Here is a 13681-nt window from a genome sequence, read left to right on the forward strand (position 1 = left end):
GGGCCAGCCTGGGGGTGTCCTGCCGGTCATGGCAGGAACACCTCTCCCATGGAGCCCGTATGTACATCCCGTCCGCCGACCGCTACGCGAACATGCCCTACCGGCGCACCGGGCGCAGCGGCCTGAAGCTGCCCGCGCTCTCGCTGGGCCTGTGGCACAACTTCGGCGGGGACCGGACACCGGAGACCCAGGGTGAGATCCTGCGCCGGGCCTTCGACCTCGGCATCACCCACTTCGACCTGGCCAACAACTACGGCCCGCCGCCCGGCTCCGCCGAGACCGCGATGGGCCGGGCGCTCGCCACGGACTTCGCCGCCCACCGGGACGAGATCATCGTCTCCACCAAGGCCGGCTACCTGATGTGGGACGGCCCGTACGGCGAGTGGGGTTCCCGCAAGAACCTGCTGTCCTCGCTGGACCAGAGCCTCACCCGGCTCGGCCTGGACTACGTGGACATCTTCTACTCGCACCGGCCCGACCTCGAGACCCCGCTCGAAGAGACCATGGGCGCGCTCGACGCGGCGGTCCGCCAGGGCAAGGCGCTCTACGTCGGCGTCTCCAACTACTCACCCGAGCAGACCCGCGAGGCCGCCCGGATCCTGAAGGAGCTCGGCACCCCGCTCCTGATCCACCAGCCGCGCTACTCGATGCTCGACCGCCGCCCCGAGGACGGGCTGCTCACCACCCTGGACGAGCTGGGCGTCGGCTCCATCGCCTACTCGCCGCTGGAGCAGGGCATCCTCTCCGACCGCTACCTGAACGGCATCCCGGAGGGCTCCCGCGCCGCCGGCAGCAGCCCCTTCCTGTCGGCCGAGGCGGTCACCCCGGACCTGGTCTCCCGGCTGCGCGAGCTCAACGAACTCGCCGCCGCGCGCGGCCAGTCCCTCGCCCAGCTGGCCCTGGCCTGGGTGCTGCGCGGCGGGCGCGTCACCTCCGCCGTGGTCGGCGCGAGCAGCGTCGCCCAGCTGGAGAACAACGTCGAGACGGTCCGGAACCTGCACTTCACCGACAAGGAACTCAGCCGGATCGAGAAGCTGCTGAAGGGCGCCAAGCGCGGCTGACGCCCCCCGCCCCCGGCGGCCCGCAGCGGCCGCCGGGGGCGACATTGGAATGGACCTGTGGCGTGCTCGGCACCCCTGGCCTGGGCGTTCATCGGCGCGTACCGTGTGGCCGCATGAAGATCCTCGTCAGCGCCGACATGGAAGGCGCCACCGGCGTGACCTGGCCGGCCGACGTGCTGCCCGGCACGCCGCAGTGGGAGCGGTGCCGCTCCCTGTTCACCTCCGACGTCAACGCCGCCGCCCTCGGCTTCTACGACGGGGGAGCGGACGAGGTGCTGATCAACGAGGCCCACTGGACCATGCGCAACCTGCTCCTGGAGAGACTGGACGACCGCGTCCAGATGCTCACCGGCAAGCACAAGTCGCTCAGCATGGTCGAGGGCATCCAGCACGGGGACGTCGACGCGGTGGCTTTCGTCGGCTACCACACGGGCGCCGGTACGGAGGGCGTCCTCGCCCACACCTACCTCGCCAACTCCATCACCGGGGTGTGGCTGAACGGCGTCCGGGCCAGCGAGGGCCTGCTCAACGCGCACGTCGCCGCCGAGTACGGGGTCCCCGTCGTCCTCGTCACCGGCGACGACCTGACCTGCGTGGACGCCGAGGGGTACGCCCCCGGTGCGGAGAAGGTGGCCGTCAAGGACTACGTGTCGCGGTACGCCGCCGTCTGCCGCACCCCCGCCCGTACCGCCGCCGACATCCGGGCGGCCGCCGCCCGGGCCGTGTCCGCGGCCGGGCGGTACACGCCGGTGGAGGGCGGTCCGTTCACCGTGGAGCTGGAGTTCGACGCCGAGCACCTGGCCGCGGCGGCCACCGTCGTACCCGGCGCGGCGCCGAGCGGCGAGAGGCGGGTCTCCTACACCAGCGCGACGATGTACGAAGGTATCCGCACGTTCAAGGCGGTGACGACGATCGTCTCGTCCGCCGTGGAGGAGCAGTATGGTTGAGGCGACCGCCCCCCAGGACTCCGTCGACGCCCTGGCGCTCGACGAATCGGTGACGTTCACCTCCGAACTGATCCGCATCGACACCACCAACCGGGGCGGCGGCGACTGCCGCGAACGCCCCGCCGCCGAGTACGTCGCCGAGCGCCTGGCCGCCACCGGCCTGGAACCCGCGCTCCTGGAACGCACCCCCGGCCGCACCAACGTCGTCGCCCGGATCCCCGGCACCGACCCGTCCGCCCCCGCCCTCCTGGTCCACGGCCACCTCGACGTGGTGCCGGCCGAGGCCGCCGACTGGACCGTGCACCCCTTCTCCGGCGAGGTCCGCGAGGGGACCGTGTGGGGGCGCGGCGCCATCGACATGAAGAACATGGACGCGATGGTCCTGGCCGTCGTCCGGTACTGGGCCCGGGCCGGTATCCGCCCGCGCCGCGACATCGTCATCGCGTACACCGCCGACGAGGAGGCCAGCGCCGAGGACGGCTCGGGCTTCCTCGCCGACCGGCACGCCGCCCTCTTCGACGGCTGTACGGAGGGCATCAGCGAATCCGGCGCCTTCACCTTCCACGCCGGACCGAACATGCCGCTCTACCCCATCGGCGCCGGCGAACGCGGCACCGGATGGCTGAAGCTCACCGCCCGCGGCAAGGCGGGCCACGGCTCCAAGGTCAACCGGGCCAACGCCGTCACCGCGCTCGCCGCCGCCGTCACCCGCATCGGGGAGCACGAGTGGCCGGTCCGGCTCACCCCGACGGTCCGCGCCGCCCTCACCGAGATCGCCGCGCTCCACGGCATCCATCCGGACCTCGACGCCCCCGGCTTCGACGTGGACGAACTCCTCGGCAAGATCGGACCGGCCGCGGCCCTCGTCGCCCCGACCGTCCGCAACAGCTCCAACCCGACGATGCTGGACGCCGGTTACAAGGTCAACGTCATCCCGGGCCACGCCACCGCCCACATCGACGGCCGGACCGTCCCCGGCGGCGACGAGGAGTTCCACGCCACCCTGGACCGGCTCACCGGATCCTCGGTCGACTGGGAGTTCGCCCACCGCGAGGTCGCCCTCCAGGCCCCGGTCGACTCACCCACGTACGGGAAACTACGCGCCGCCATCGAGCGGTTCGACCCGGACGGGCACGTCGTGCCGTACTGCATGTCCGGCGGCACCGACGCCAAGCAGTTCTCCCGGCTCGGCATCACCGGCTACGGTTTCTCACCGCTGAAGCTGCCCGTCGGCTTCGACTACCAGGCCCTCTTCCACGGCGTGGACGAACGCGTCCCCGTCGACGCGCTGCACTTCGGCGTCCGGGTCCTGGACCACTACCTGCGCACCGCCTGAACCACTCGGGGGAGACCCACACCCATGCCCACCGCACAGCCCCACGGCAGCTGGCCGTCACCGATCGACGCCGCACTGGCCGCCTCCCACGACGGACGGCCCGAGTACACCGGAGCGGTCGGCGACGAGCTGTGGTGGACCGAACCGCGCCCCGCCGAAGCCGGCCGGCGCGCCCTGGTCCGCCGCACCGCCGACGGCACCACCACCGAACTGCCCGCCCCCTGGGACGTCCGCAGCCGGGTCATCGAGTACGGCGGACAGCCCTGGGCGGGCACCGAGCGGGCGGAGGGCGGCCCGCTGGTCGTCTTCGTCCACTTCGCCGACCAGCGGCTGTACGCCTACGAGCCCGACGGCGACCGCGAACCGTGGCCGCTCACCCCGGTCTCCGCCGTCGGCGGCGGACTGCGCTGGGCCGACCCGCGCGTCCGGCCGGACCGGGGCGCGGCCGGTGAGGTGTGGTGCGTCCTGGAGGAGTTCACCGGCGAGGCACCCACCGCGCTGCGCCGGGTCCTCGCGGCCGTGCCCCTGGACGGATCGGCGGCGGGCGACCGGTCCGCCGTACGCGAACTCAGCGACGGGGGGCACCGGTTCGTCACCGGCCCCGAGGTGTCGCCCGACGGGCGGCGCGCCGCCTGGATCGGCTGGGACCACCCGCGCATGCCCTGGGACGGCACCGAGGTGCTGGTCGCGGACATCGGCGACGACGGCACCTTCCAGGGCGCCCGGCCCGTCGCCGGAGGCCCCGAGGAATCCGTGCCCCAGGTCCAGTGGACCGCCGACGGGCAGCTGCTCCTGGCGACCGACCGCAGCGGCTGGTGGAACCTGTGCCGGCTCGACCCGGACACCGGTGAGACCCGGGAACTGTGCCCGCGCGAGGAGGAGTTCGCCGGGCCGCTGTGGAAGATCGGGCTCGTCTGGTTCCGCCCCCTGGACAACGGGCTGATCGCGGTCCTGCACGGCAAGGGCACCACCACCCTCGGCATACTCGACCCGGAGACCTGCGAACTGGTCGACATCGCGGGCCCGTGGACCGAGTGGGTGCCGACGCTCACCGTGCGCGGCTCCCGCGTCACCGGCGTCGCCGCGAGCCCGCACAGCGGTTACGAGATCGTCGAGCTGGACACCGCGACCGGGCACACCCGGATCACCGGCACCCCGCACGAGGACGCCGTCGACCCCGCCTACTACCCGGAACCGGTGCTGCGGACCTTCACCGGACCCGGCGGACGCGAGATCCACGCCCAGATCTACCCGCCGCGCAACCCCGGACACGCCGGACCCGAGGGCGAGTTGCCGCCCTACGTGGTGTGGGCCCACGGCGGTCCCACCGGGCACGCCGCCCTCGTCCTGGACCTGGAGATCGCCTACTTCACCTCACGCGGCATCGGCGTCGCCGAGGTCAACTACGGGGGCTCCGCCGGATACGGCCGCGCCTACCGCAACCGGCTGCGCGAGCAGTGGGGCGTCGTGGACGTGGAGGACTGCGCCGCCGTCGCCGGGACGCTCGCCGCCGAGGGCACCGCCGACCCGGACCGGCTCGCCATCCGGGGCGGCAGCGCCGGTGGCTGGACCAGCGCCGCCTCGCTGACCGGCACCGACGTCTACGCCTGCGGCACGATCATCTACCCCATCCTCGATCTCGCGGGCTGGGGCACCGACGAGACCCACGACTTCGAGTCCCAGTACCTGGAATCGCTGGTCGGACCCCTCGCCGAGGTCCCCGAGCGCTACCGGGAACGCTCCCCGGTCGGCCGCACCGACCGGCTCACCGTGCCGTTCCTGCTCCTTCAGGGCGAGGACGACCCCATCTGCCCGCCCGTGCAGTGCGAGCGCTTCCTCGCCGCCGTCGAGGGGCGCTCCATCCCGCACGCGTACCGCACCTACCCGGGCGAGGGCCACGGCTTCCGCCGCGCCACCACGATGATCGACGCGCTGGAATCCGAACTCTCCCTGTACGCCCAGGTGTTCGGCTTCGACCGGCCCGACGTGGCCACCCTGGAGCTGAAGCGGTGACCCTCACCCAGTCGGTCCGCCCCGCCCGGCTGCGCCCCGGGTCCAGGGTCGCCGTCGTCGCGCCGTGCGGGCCCGTCCCCGCCGACCGGCTGGAACCCGGCCTGGACATCCTGCGCGGCTGGGGCCTCGACCCCGTGCCCATGCCCCATGTGCGGGACGTGCACCGGGACCTGGACTACCTCGCCGGTACGGACGAGGCCCGGGCCCGGGACTTCCAGGACGCCTGGTGCGACCCCTCCGTGGACGCGGTGATCTGCGCACGCGGCGGGTACGGGGCGCACCGCATGGTGGACCTGGTGGACTGGGCGGCGGTGCGCGCGGCCGGGCCCAAGGTGTTCGTCGGCTACAGCGACGTCACCGTGCTCCACGAGGCGTTCGCGCTGCGGACCGGCTTCGCCACCCTGCACGGGCCGATGGCGGGGACCGAGACGTTCCTCAAGGACCCGCGCACCCAGGAGTCCCTGCGGGCCACGCTCTTCGACCCGGGGACGCAGCTGACCCTGGGCCTGGAGGACGCCAGGGCGCTGGTCCCGGGCCGGGCGCGCGGCATTACCTACGGCGGCTGCGTGAGCCTGCTCGCCGCCGACCTCGGTACCCCGCACGCCCGTCGCTCGGCCCGGGGCGGGCTGCTCGTCATCGAGGACACCACCGAGGACCCGTACAGCCTGGACCGCATCCTCACCCAGCTGCTGCGGGCCGGGGCGCTCGACAGGGTCGCCGGGGTGGCCTGCGGTTCCTGGGCGGGGTGCGGGCCGTACGCACAGGTGCGGGCGGTGCTCGCGGACCGGCTGGGCGCGCTGGGCGTCCCGGTCGTGGAGGAGCTGGGCTTCGGCCACGGGCCCACCGGGCTCACCGTCCCGCTCGGGGTGCCCGCGGTGCTCGACGCCCCGGCGGACGGCGGCCCGGCCACTCTCACCGTCGAGGTGCCCGCCCTGCTCTGACCTGCCCGGTCTCCCGCCCCCGTCACCCGAATGGCCGAACATCTCCGCCGGTGGGTACGGGGGCGGAGCCATGCTGGAGCCCCGGGGCTACGGCCGTACCAGGGCCGGGAAAGGGGCTGCTCATGAGCCCGAAGGACGTGTCGAGCAGCGGGAAGAGCGGCAGCGGGGCGTTCACCCCGGGCCGCATCCTGGTCCTCGTCATCGCGGTTCTGTCGGTCGTGTTCATCGCCGAGAACACCAAGGACGTCGAGGTCCGCCTCATCGTCCCGCTGGTCACGGCGCCGCTCTACGTATGGCTGATCGTGATGTTCGTGGCGGGCATGGCGTGCGGCGCGTACGTCTTCCGCAGGCGGTCCAAGTAGCGGCGGGCGACGGCCGTACGGGGCAGGGCTCACCGGCCCTGCCCCGTACGGCCGTTCTAAGCTGGGGCGATGTCCGACACCCGCTGTCTTGCCGAGGGGCCGCGCACGGCGATCCGTCCCTTCACCCACGGCGACGCCGACGAGTTCACCGCCCGGGCCCGGGAGAGCACCGCGCTGCACCGGCCCTGGCTGTTCCCGCCCGCCACCCCCGAGGCGTACGCCGCCTACGCGGGTGTGCTCATCGAGGACCCCACGAAGGCGGGGTTCCTGGTGTGCGAGCGGGACGCGGCGGGCGGGCCCGGGGCGATCGCCGGGTTCATCAACATCAACAACATCGTCGCCGGGGCCTTCCGCTGCGGCGCCCTCGGCTACGGCGCCTTCGCGCACGCGGCCGGGCGCGGCCTCATGGGCGAGGGGCTGGAGCTCGTCCTGGACCACGCCTTCGGCCCGCTCGCCCTGCACCGTCTGGAGGCCAACGTCCAGCCGGACAACGCGGGGTCGATCGGGCTCGTGCGCCGCGCGGGCTTCCGGCTGGAGGGCTACTCGCCGGACTTCCTCCACATCGACGGCGCCTGGCGCGACCACGAACGCTGGGCGATCACCGCGGAGATGCGCCGACCGCGTGCCACCGGCCGGGTGACGGCGGCTACTTGACCAGGCCGCGCGCCGCGTCCGCGATGTGCGTGCGGGAGATCCCCGCCGCGTCGAGCAGCTCCGGCGTGGTCCCGGACCCGGGGAGGTTGCTCCCGGCGAGGTGGACGAAGCCCGGGTGGCTCCCGGACTCCGCGAGCGACGACAGCACCGCCTCACCGATACCGCCCTCCGGGTGGTGGTCCTCGACCACGACCAGGGCCCCGGTCTCCCGGGCCGCGAGAGCCAGCGCGCCGGAGTCGACCGGCTTGACGGAGTAGAGGTCGATGACCCGGGCCCGTACGCCCTGCTCGGCCAGCAGATCGGCGGCGGCCAGGCACTCGTGCAGCGTGACCCCCGCGCCGACCAGGGTGACCTGGTCGTCGTCGCCGTGGCGCAGGGTCTTCGAGCCGCCCACGGGGAACGTCTCGTCGCTCCCGTACAGCACCGGGTAGGCGCCACGCGTGGTGCGCAGGTACGAGATGCCGTCGATGTCCGCCATCGCCACGGTCAGGGCCGCCGCCGAGGTCGCGTCGCTCGGGTAGAGCACGGTCGAACCGCGCACCGCGCGCATCATCGCCAGATCCTCTACGCCCATCTGCGAGGGCCCGTCCGCGCCGATCTCCACCCCGCTGTGCGTCCCGCAGAGCGCCATCGTGATGTCCGAGACGGCCGCCATGCGGATGAAGTCGTGCGCCCGGGTGAGGAACGCCGCGAAGGTCGTCGCGTACGGGCGGAAGCCGCGCACCGCCATGCCGACGGCCTCGGCGACCATCTGCTGCTCCGCGATGTACGTCTGGAAGAAGCGGTCCGGGTACGCCTTCTTGAAGTCCTCCGAATGCGTGGAGTTGCCGACCTCCGCGTCCAGGGCGACGATGTCCGGCCGTACGCCGAGTGCGACGAGCGCCTTGCCGAAGGCGACCCGGGTGGCGATCTCGTCGCCCTTCTCGAAGCGCGGCAGCTCCACGGCGGCGTCGGTCCGCGCGGGAGCGGGCGCGGCCTTCGGCGGCCGGGGGCCCTTCACCCGCAGGTCGCGGACGCCGCCCAGTTCCTCGATCGCGCGCTCGGCCAGGTCCTCGGGCAGCGGCTTGCCGTGCCAGCCCTCCTTGTCGGCGACCTCGCTGACCCCGCGCCCCTTGACCGTCTTCGCGACGATCACCGTGGGGGCGGTGCCGTCCGCCGCCGTCTTCAGGGCCCGGTCGACCTCGGTCAGGTCGTGGCCGTCGACCACGAGGGCGCGGCAGCCGAACGCCTCGACGCGGCGCGCGTAGGTGCCGGTGTCCCATTGCAGCTCGGTGGGGCCGGACTGGCCGAGGCGGTTGACGTCGATGATCGCGGTGAAGTTGCCCAGCTGATGCTGGCCGGCCTTGTCCAGGGCCTCCCAGACGGACCCCTCGGCCATCTCGCTGTCGCCGCACAGCACCCAGACCCGGTACGGCTGGTTCTCCAGGTCCCGCCCGGCGAGCGCGATGCCCACGCCGTACGCGATGCCCTGGCCCAGCGAGCCGGTCGCCACGTCCACCCAGGGCAGCTCGGGCGTGGGGTGGCCCTGGAGGCGGTGCCCGAAGCGGCGGTACGTCGTCATCAGCTCCTCGTCGCTGATGGCACCGGCCGCCTTGAACATGGCGTACAGGAGCGGCGAGGCGTGGCCCTTCGAGAAGACCAGGTGGTCGCCGGCCGGGTTCTCGGGCGCGTTCCAGTCGTACCGCAGATGCCGGGTCATGAGGACCGCCATCAGATCGGCCGCCGACAGGCTGGACGTGGGGTGCCCGGATCCCGCCGAGGTGCTGGCGCGCACCGAGTCCACCCGCAGCTGCTGGGCGAGCTCGAAGACCTCGGTGAGATCGCTGTCGGGGCCGAGCGTGCTGGTCTGTTCGCTGGTCATGGGCCGGACCTTTCGCGTGAGGGCGGGACGACGGAACGGGTTCCCGAATCCGCGCGGTCCATCACGTTCCGGGGGAAGGTTGCCCTCCATCGGGCGCCCGGCCCGGCCTCACCGCCGCTTGTAGTTGATCTTCATCGTGTCCATGTCCGTCGCCGTGGACCGCAGCTCGCCGTGCCCGTACCCCGCCTCGCGCAGCGTCGTCTGCGCCCGGTCCTCGGCGATCGCACCGGCCATCTCCTCGCCGTCCTCGGCGTCCGAGACGACCACATAGCGGAAGCTGAAGTGCTTGAGGACCCGGTCGTAGGTGAGCGACCCCTCCTCGGTGAACTGCATTCCGGCGAGCCCGTGCTCCTCGACCTCGGCCAGCAGCCGCTCGCGCGCCGCGTCCGTCAGATCCTGGAACGTGCCGCGCACGATCACCCGGTAGGTGTGCTGCGTACTCATCTGTTGCGCTGTCCCTCTCGCCCGCCGCTTCCGGTGTCCGCAGCGAGCGTACGGGGGCCGGGAGCGGGACGGAAACGGAATTCCGGGCGCCGAGACACCCCTTGTCGGCGCGGCGACCGGCGTGTTCCATGGTCATCGGGGGGCGCCCGGTCCTGTGGCGGCCCGCGCGAGGGAGCGAGGTTGCCTTGGCCACCACCGTACGACGTGCCGTCCTGACCCTGCCCGCGGCGGCGACCGGGCCGGAGAACCCGCTGCCCGCGCTGCGGCCGCTGGACGAGACGCACGTCATCGAAGACCGGGACCGGGCCGGGCTCCCGCGCGACATGGCCCGCCAGCTCGGCCACGCGCCGCTGACCACCGTCCTGCCCGTCCGCCTCCTGGACGGCTACGGGCGTGAGCGCGTCCCCACGGACCTCGACGCGATCGTCATCGAGAACGACCATCTGCGGGTCACCGTGCTGCCCGGCCTCGGCGGCCGGATCCACTCGCTCGTCCACAAGCCGTCCGGCCGCGACCTCGTCTACACCAACCCGGTGCTCCAGCCCGCCGACTTCGCGCTCAACGGCGCCTGGTTCTCCGGCGGCATCGAGTGGAACATCGGCGCGACCGGGCACACCACGCTCTCCTGCGCCCCGGTGCACGCGGCGCTCGTCCCGGCGCCCGACGGCGGAGAGATGGTCCGGCTCTGGGAGTGGGAGCGGCTGCGCGACCTGCCGTTCCAGGTGGACCTGTGGCTCCCCGCCGACTCCGCGTTCCTGCACGTCGGCGTACGCATACGCAATCCGCACGAGCAGCCCGCGCCCGTCTACTGGTGGTCCAACATCGCCGTCCCCGAGGACGAGCGCGGCCGGGTGATCGCCCCGGCTGACGAGGCGTGGCACTTCGGGTACGAGCGCAGCCTGACCCGGGTCCCCGTCCCCGAGAGCGGCGGCACCGACCGCACCTACCCGCTGCGCAGCGAGTACCCCGCCGACTACTTCTACGAGGTGCCCGACGGCGCCCGCCGCTGGATCGCCGCACTGGACGAGCAGGGGCGCGGGCTCGTCCAGACCTCCACCGACCTGCTGCGCGGCCGCAAGCTGTTCCTCTGGGGCAGCGGGCCCGGCGGGCGGCGCTGGCAGGAATGGCTCACCGAGCCCGGCACCGGAGGCTACGCGGAGATCCAGGCCGGACTGGCCCGCACCCAGCTGGAACACGTCCCGCTGGAACCGGGCGGCGAGTTCAGCTGGCTGGAGTCGTACGGGCCGCTCGACGCCGACCCCTCCGTGGTGCACGGCGACGACTGGGCGGCCGCCCGCGCCGAGACCGAGCAGCGGCTCGCGGAGGCCCTGCCGCGCGCCGACGTGGACGCCGCGTACACCGCCTGGCGCGCCCACGCCGACACGGAACCCGGCGAACGCCTCGCCACCGGATCCGGCTGGGGCGCCCTGGAGGTGCGGCGCGGCCGGTACAAGCTGCCCGGCACGCCGTTCACGGACGACACGCTGGGCGAGGAGCAGGCCCCCTGGCTGGAGCTGCTGGACCAGGGCACGTTCCCCGGCCCCGCCGGAACCGTCCCCGGGCCCACCCTGGTCTCCCGGCACTGGCGGGACATGCTGGAGACGGCCCCCGCCGAACCGCTCACCGAATACCACCTCGGCATCGCGCAGTGGCACGGCGACGACCGCGCCCAGGCGGTCCGCAGCTGGGAACGCGGACTGGCCACGGCCGACTCGCGCTGGCCGCTGCTGCGCTGCCTGGCCGTGGCAGCCCTGGTGAGCGGCCAGCGCGAACTGGCCGCCGAGTACTACGCGGAGGCGTTCGACGGGCTGTGCGCGGAGCGCCGCGACGGCGACGAGCCGTGGGCCGCGGCCGCCGCCGCGCTGGGCCGGGAGGCGATCGAGGCGCTGCTCACGGCGGGGCGCACCGAGGCCGCCCGGACGGTGTGGCAGGGGCTGCCGCCGGAGGTCCGGGCGCGCGGCCGGTTCCGCCTGCTGGAGGCCCGGCTGCTGCACGCGGAGGGCCGGTCCGACGCCGCGAAGGCCGTGTTCGACGCGGGCTTCGAGGTCGCCGACCTGCGCGAGGGCGCGGAGATCCTCGAGGAGGTGTGGCAGCGGCTCACGGACGAACCGCTGCCGGACCCGTACAACTACCGGATGCGCCCGCGCACCTGACAGGAGAAGCACTGCATGATCATCTGGATCAACGGAGCCTTCGGCAGCGGCAAGACCAGGCTGGTCACCGAACTGCACCGCAGACTGCCGGAGGCGCTGGTCTTCGACCCGGAGTACGTCGGCTTCCTGCTGCGCGAGATCGTGGAGGTGCCGGGCGGCGACTTCCAGAACATCCCGCTGTGGCGCAGGCAGGTGGCCTCGCTGGCCCAGGGGCTGGTGGAGGAGTACGGCCGGCCGGTCCTGGCGCCGATGACCGTGGTCCGCAGGCAGTACGCCGACGAGATCTTCGGGGCCCTGGAGAAGGCGGGCGTCCCGGTCCACCACTTCTTCCTGAACGTCTCCGCACCCGTACTCGAACAGCGGCTGCACGACCGGGTGCTGCTGCCCGACGACCCGGAGCGCGACGAGGCGGCCCGCCGCTGGGGGAAGGCGCGGATTCCGGAGTGCGTGGCGGCGGTGGGCAGCCTCCGCGAGGACACCGTGGTGCTGGACGGCGAGCTGCCCACCGCTGAGCTCGCGGCCCTGGTGCTGGAGCGGACCGGCCTGGCCTAAACGGGGGCGTTGCGGTCGACGTACTCGAAGACCGAGCCGTCCGGGTGCACCGCGATCAGGTTGCGGCCGACCGGGGTCGGGACGGGGCCCGCGATGACGCGGGCGCCGACCCGGGTCAGGGACGCGTGGGCCTCGTCCACGTCCTTCACGGCGATGGTCGCGGTGACCTTGCGCAGGATCTCCAGCTCCGATTCGGGGCCGCTCATCAGCAGGAAGCAGCTGATCGCGGCGACGGACACCCCGCCGCGCTCGAAGCGGAGGGCCCGAGCGCCGGTCAGCCGCTCGTAGAAGGCGACCGCGGCCTCCAGGTCGGCGACGCAGATACGCAGCGTGGTTCCCAGGATCTCCATGGCGGCCAGGTTAGTTGGCTACCCCCCCGCCATGTGATCCATTCGGTCCGGCCGTGCGCTCAGGCCCGGCAGAGCACCTCGCCGTGCGGCACCATGAACCAGCCGTCGTCCTGCGCGCCCCACGCGCGCCACGCGTCGGCGATCTCCGCCAGTTCCTCGGCCGTGGCGTGCCCGCCGTCCACCGCGAGCTTCGCGTACGCCGAGCCGACGGTGCGGTCGGCCCACAGCCCGCTCCACCAGGCCCGGTTCTCCGGCGTCGCGTAACACCAGGAGCCCGCCGTGGGCGTGATGTCGGTGAATCCGGCCTGCCGCGCCCAGGACAGCATCCGGCGCCCGGCGTCCGGCTCGCCGCCGTTGGAGCGGGCCACCCGGCCGTACAGCTCCGCCCAGCGGTCCATGCCCGGCGACTCGGGATACCAGGTCATCGCCGCGTAGTCGCTGTCGCGCGCGGCGACGATGCCCCCGGGGCGGCACACCCGGCGCATCTCGCGCAGTGCCTGGACGGGATCGCCCACGTGCTGGAGGACCTGATGGGCGTGCACCACGTCGAAGGAGTCGTCGGGGTAGTCCAGGGCGTGGACGTCCGCCACGGCGAACTCCACGTTGTCCATGCCGCGTTCGGCGGCCACCTCGGCTGCCTGGGCCAGGATCTCGTCGGTGGTGTCGACGGCGGTCACCCGGCCCGGGGCGACCAGCGCGGCCAGGTCCGCGGTGATGGTGCCGGGGCCGCAGCCGACGTCCAGCACGTCCAGGCCCGGACGCAGTTCGCCGACGAGGTAGGCGGCGGAGTTGGCGGCGGTGCGCCACCTGTGCGAGCGCAGCACCGACTCGTGGTGGCCGTGGGTGTAGACGGCGGTCTCCTTCGACATGACCGTGCATCCTCTCTCGAAACGCGAACCGCGAAAGCGCTGATCGGTAGGACCACCGTAGGCCCTGTTGCCGAATAATGAGATGGGTATCTTGCTATGTGGACAGTGGTCGGGCGCGCGAAAGGGGCGGCCGACTCC

Annotated in this window: 13 protein-coding genes; 9 read left to right on the plus strand and 4 right to left on the minus strand. The window is 73.1% G+C overall.

The window, feature by feature from the left end; genetic code table 11:
- The first annotated feature begins 59 nt into the window (after positions 1–59).
- The 7 genes from OHS17_RS28645 (at position 60) to OHS17_RS28675 (ending at position 7314) form a co-directional block, all read left to right on the plus strand.
- Positions 60–1061: an aldo/keto reductase gene (locus tag OHS17_RS28645; protein WP_330314473.1), complete on the plus strand. Its 1002-nt coding sequence runs from the start codon at positions 60–62 to the stop codon at positions 1059–1061.
- A gap of 113 nt (positions 1062–1174) precedes the next feature.
- Positions 1175–2008: a M55 family metallopeptidase gene (locus OHS17_RS28650; RefSeq protein WP_073861611.1), complete on the plus strand. Its 834-nt coding sequence runs from the start codon at positions 1175–1177 to the stop codon at positions 2006–2008.
- Positions 2001–3344: a M20/M25/M40 family metallo-hydrolase gene (locus tag OHS17_RS28655; RefSeq protein WP_330314474.1), complete on the plus strand. Its 1344-nt coding sequence runs from the start codon at positions 2001–2003 to the stop codon at positions 3342–3344. The genes OHS17_RS28650 and OHS17_RS28655 overlap by 8 nt, the downstream gene beginning before the upstream one ends.
- A 24-nt stretch (positions 3345–3368) precedes the next feature.
- Complete coding sequence (locus OHS17_RS28660) at positions 3369–5357, plus strand: S9 family peptidase (protein ID WP_330314475.1); 1989 nt, start codon at positions 3369–3371, stop codon at positions 5355–5357.
- Positions 5354–6298 (plus strand): S66 peptidase family protein, encoded by a 945-nt coding sequence (locus OHS17_RS28665; protein ID WP_330314476.1) that lies wholly within the window; start codon positions 5354–5356, stop codon positions 6296–6298. Before OHS17_RS28660 ends, OHS17_RS28665 begins: the two co-directional genes overlap by 4 nt.
- 122 nt (positions 6299–6420) lie before the next feature.
- Positions 6421–6660: a DUF1049 domain-containing protein gene (locus OHS17_RS28670; protein ID WP_018100331.1), complete on the plus strand. Its 240-nt coding sequence runs from the start codon at positions 6421–6423 to the stop codon at positions 6658–6660.
- 69 nt (positions 6661–6729) lie between these two features.
- Positions 6730–7314: a GNAT family N-acetyltransferase gene (locus OHS17_RS28675; protein WP_330314477.1), complete on the plus strand. Its 585-nt coding sequence runs from the start codon at positions 6730–6732 to the stop codon at positions 7312–7314.
- Here the strand turns inward: OHS17_RS28675 and OHS17_RS28680 are convergent.
- Both OHS17_RS28680 and OHS17_RS28685 read right to left on the minus strand, forming a co-directional pair.
- A complete protein-coding gene (locus OHS17_RS28680) occupies positions 7307–9175 on the minus strand; it encodes a transketolase (RefSeq protein ID WP_330314478.1) in 1869 nt (622 codons plus the stop codon). The genes OHS17_RS28675 and OHS17_RS28680 overlap by 8 nt on opposite strands.
- A gap of 108 nt (positions 9176–9283) precedes the next feature.
- Positions 9284–9619 carry a DUF6204 family protein gene (locus tag OHS17_RS28685; protein ID WP_161211258.1) on the minus strand — a complete coding sequence of 112 codons (336 nt, stop codon included), beginning with the start codon at positions 9617–9619 and terminating at the stop codon, positions 9284–9286.
- 185 nt (positions 9620–9804) lie between these two features.
- Between OHS17_RS28685 and OHS17_RS28690 the strand changes: the two genes are divergently transcribed.
- Both OHS17_RS28690 and OHS17_RS28695 read left to right on the plus strand, forming a co-directional pair.
- Positions 9805–11772 (plus strand): DUF5107 domain-containing protein, encoded by a 1968-nt coding sequence (locus OHS17_RS28690; protein WP_330314479.1) that lies wholly within the window; start codon positions 9805–9807, stop codon positions 11770–11772.
- Between the two features lie 15 nt (positions 11773–11787).
- A complete protein-coding gene (locus OHS17_RS28695; protein WP_330314480.1) occupies positions 11788–12324 on the plus strand; it encodes an AAA family ATPase in 537 nt (178 codons plus the stop codon).
- On the opposite strand, the gene OHS17_RS28700 is transcribed toward OHS17_RS28695, so the two are convergent.
- Complete coding sequence (locus OHS17_RS28700; protein WP_330314481.1) at positions 12321–12674, minus strand: VOC family protein; 354 nt, start codon at positions 12672–12674, stop codon at positions 12321–12323. The two genes, OHS17_RS28695 and OHS17_RS28700, sit on opposite strands and share 4 nt — an antisense overlap.
- Before the next feature lie 59 nt (positions 12675–12733).
- Positions 12734–13543, minus strand: coding sequence for a class I SAM-dependent methyltransferase (locus tag OHS17_RS28705; protein WP_330314482.1), 810 nt, complete (start codon positions 13541–13543; stop codon positions 12734–12736).
- Positions 13544–13681 lie beyond the last annotated feature (138 nt).

The sequence above is a fragment of the Streptomyces sp. NBC_00523 genome (assembly GCF_036346615.1).
In the GTDB taxonomy this organism is placed as follows: domain Bacteria; phylum Actinomycetota; class Actinomycetes; order Streptomycetales; family Streptomycetaceae; genus Streptomyces.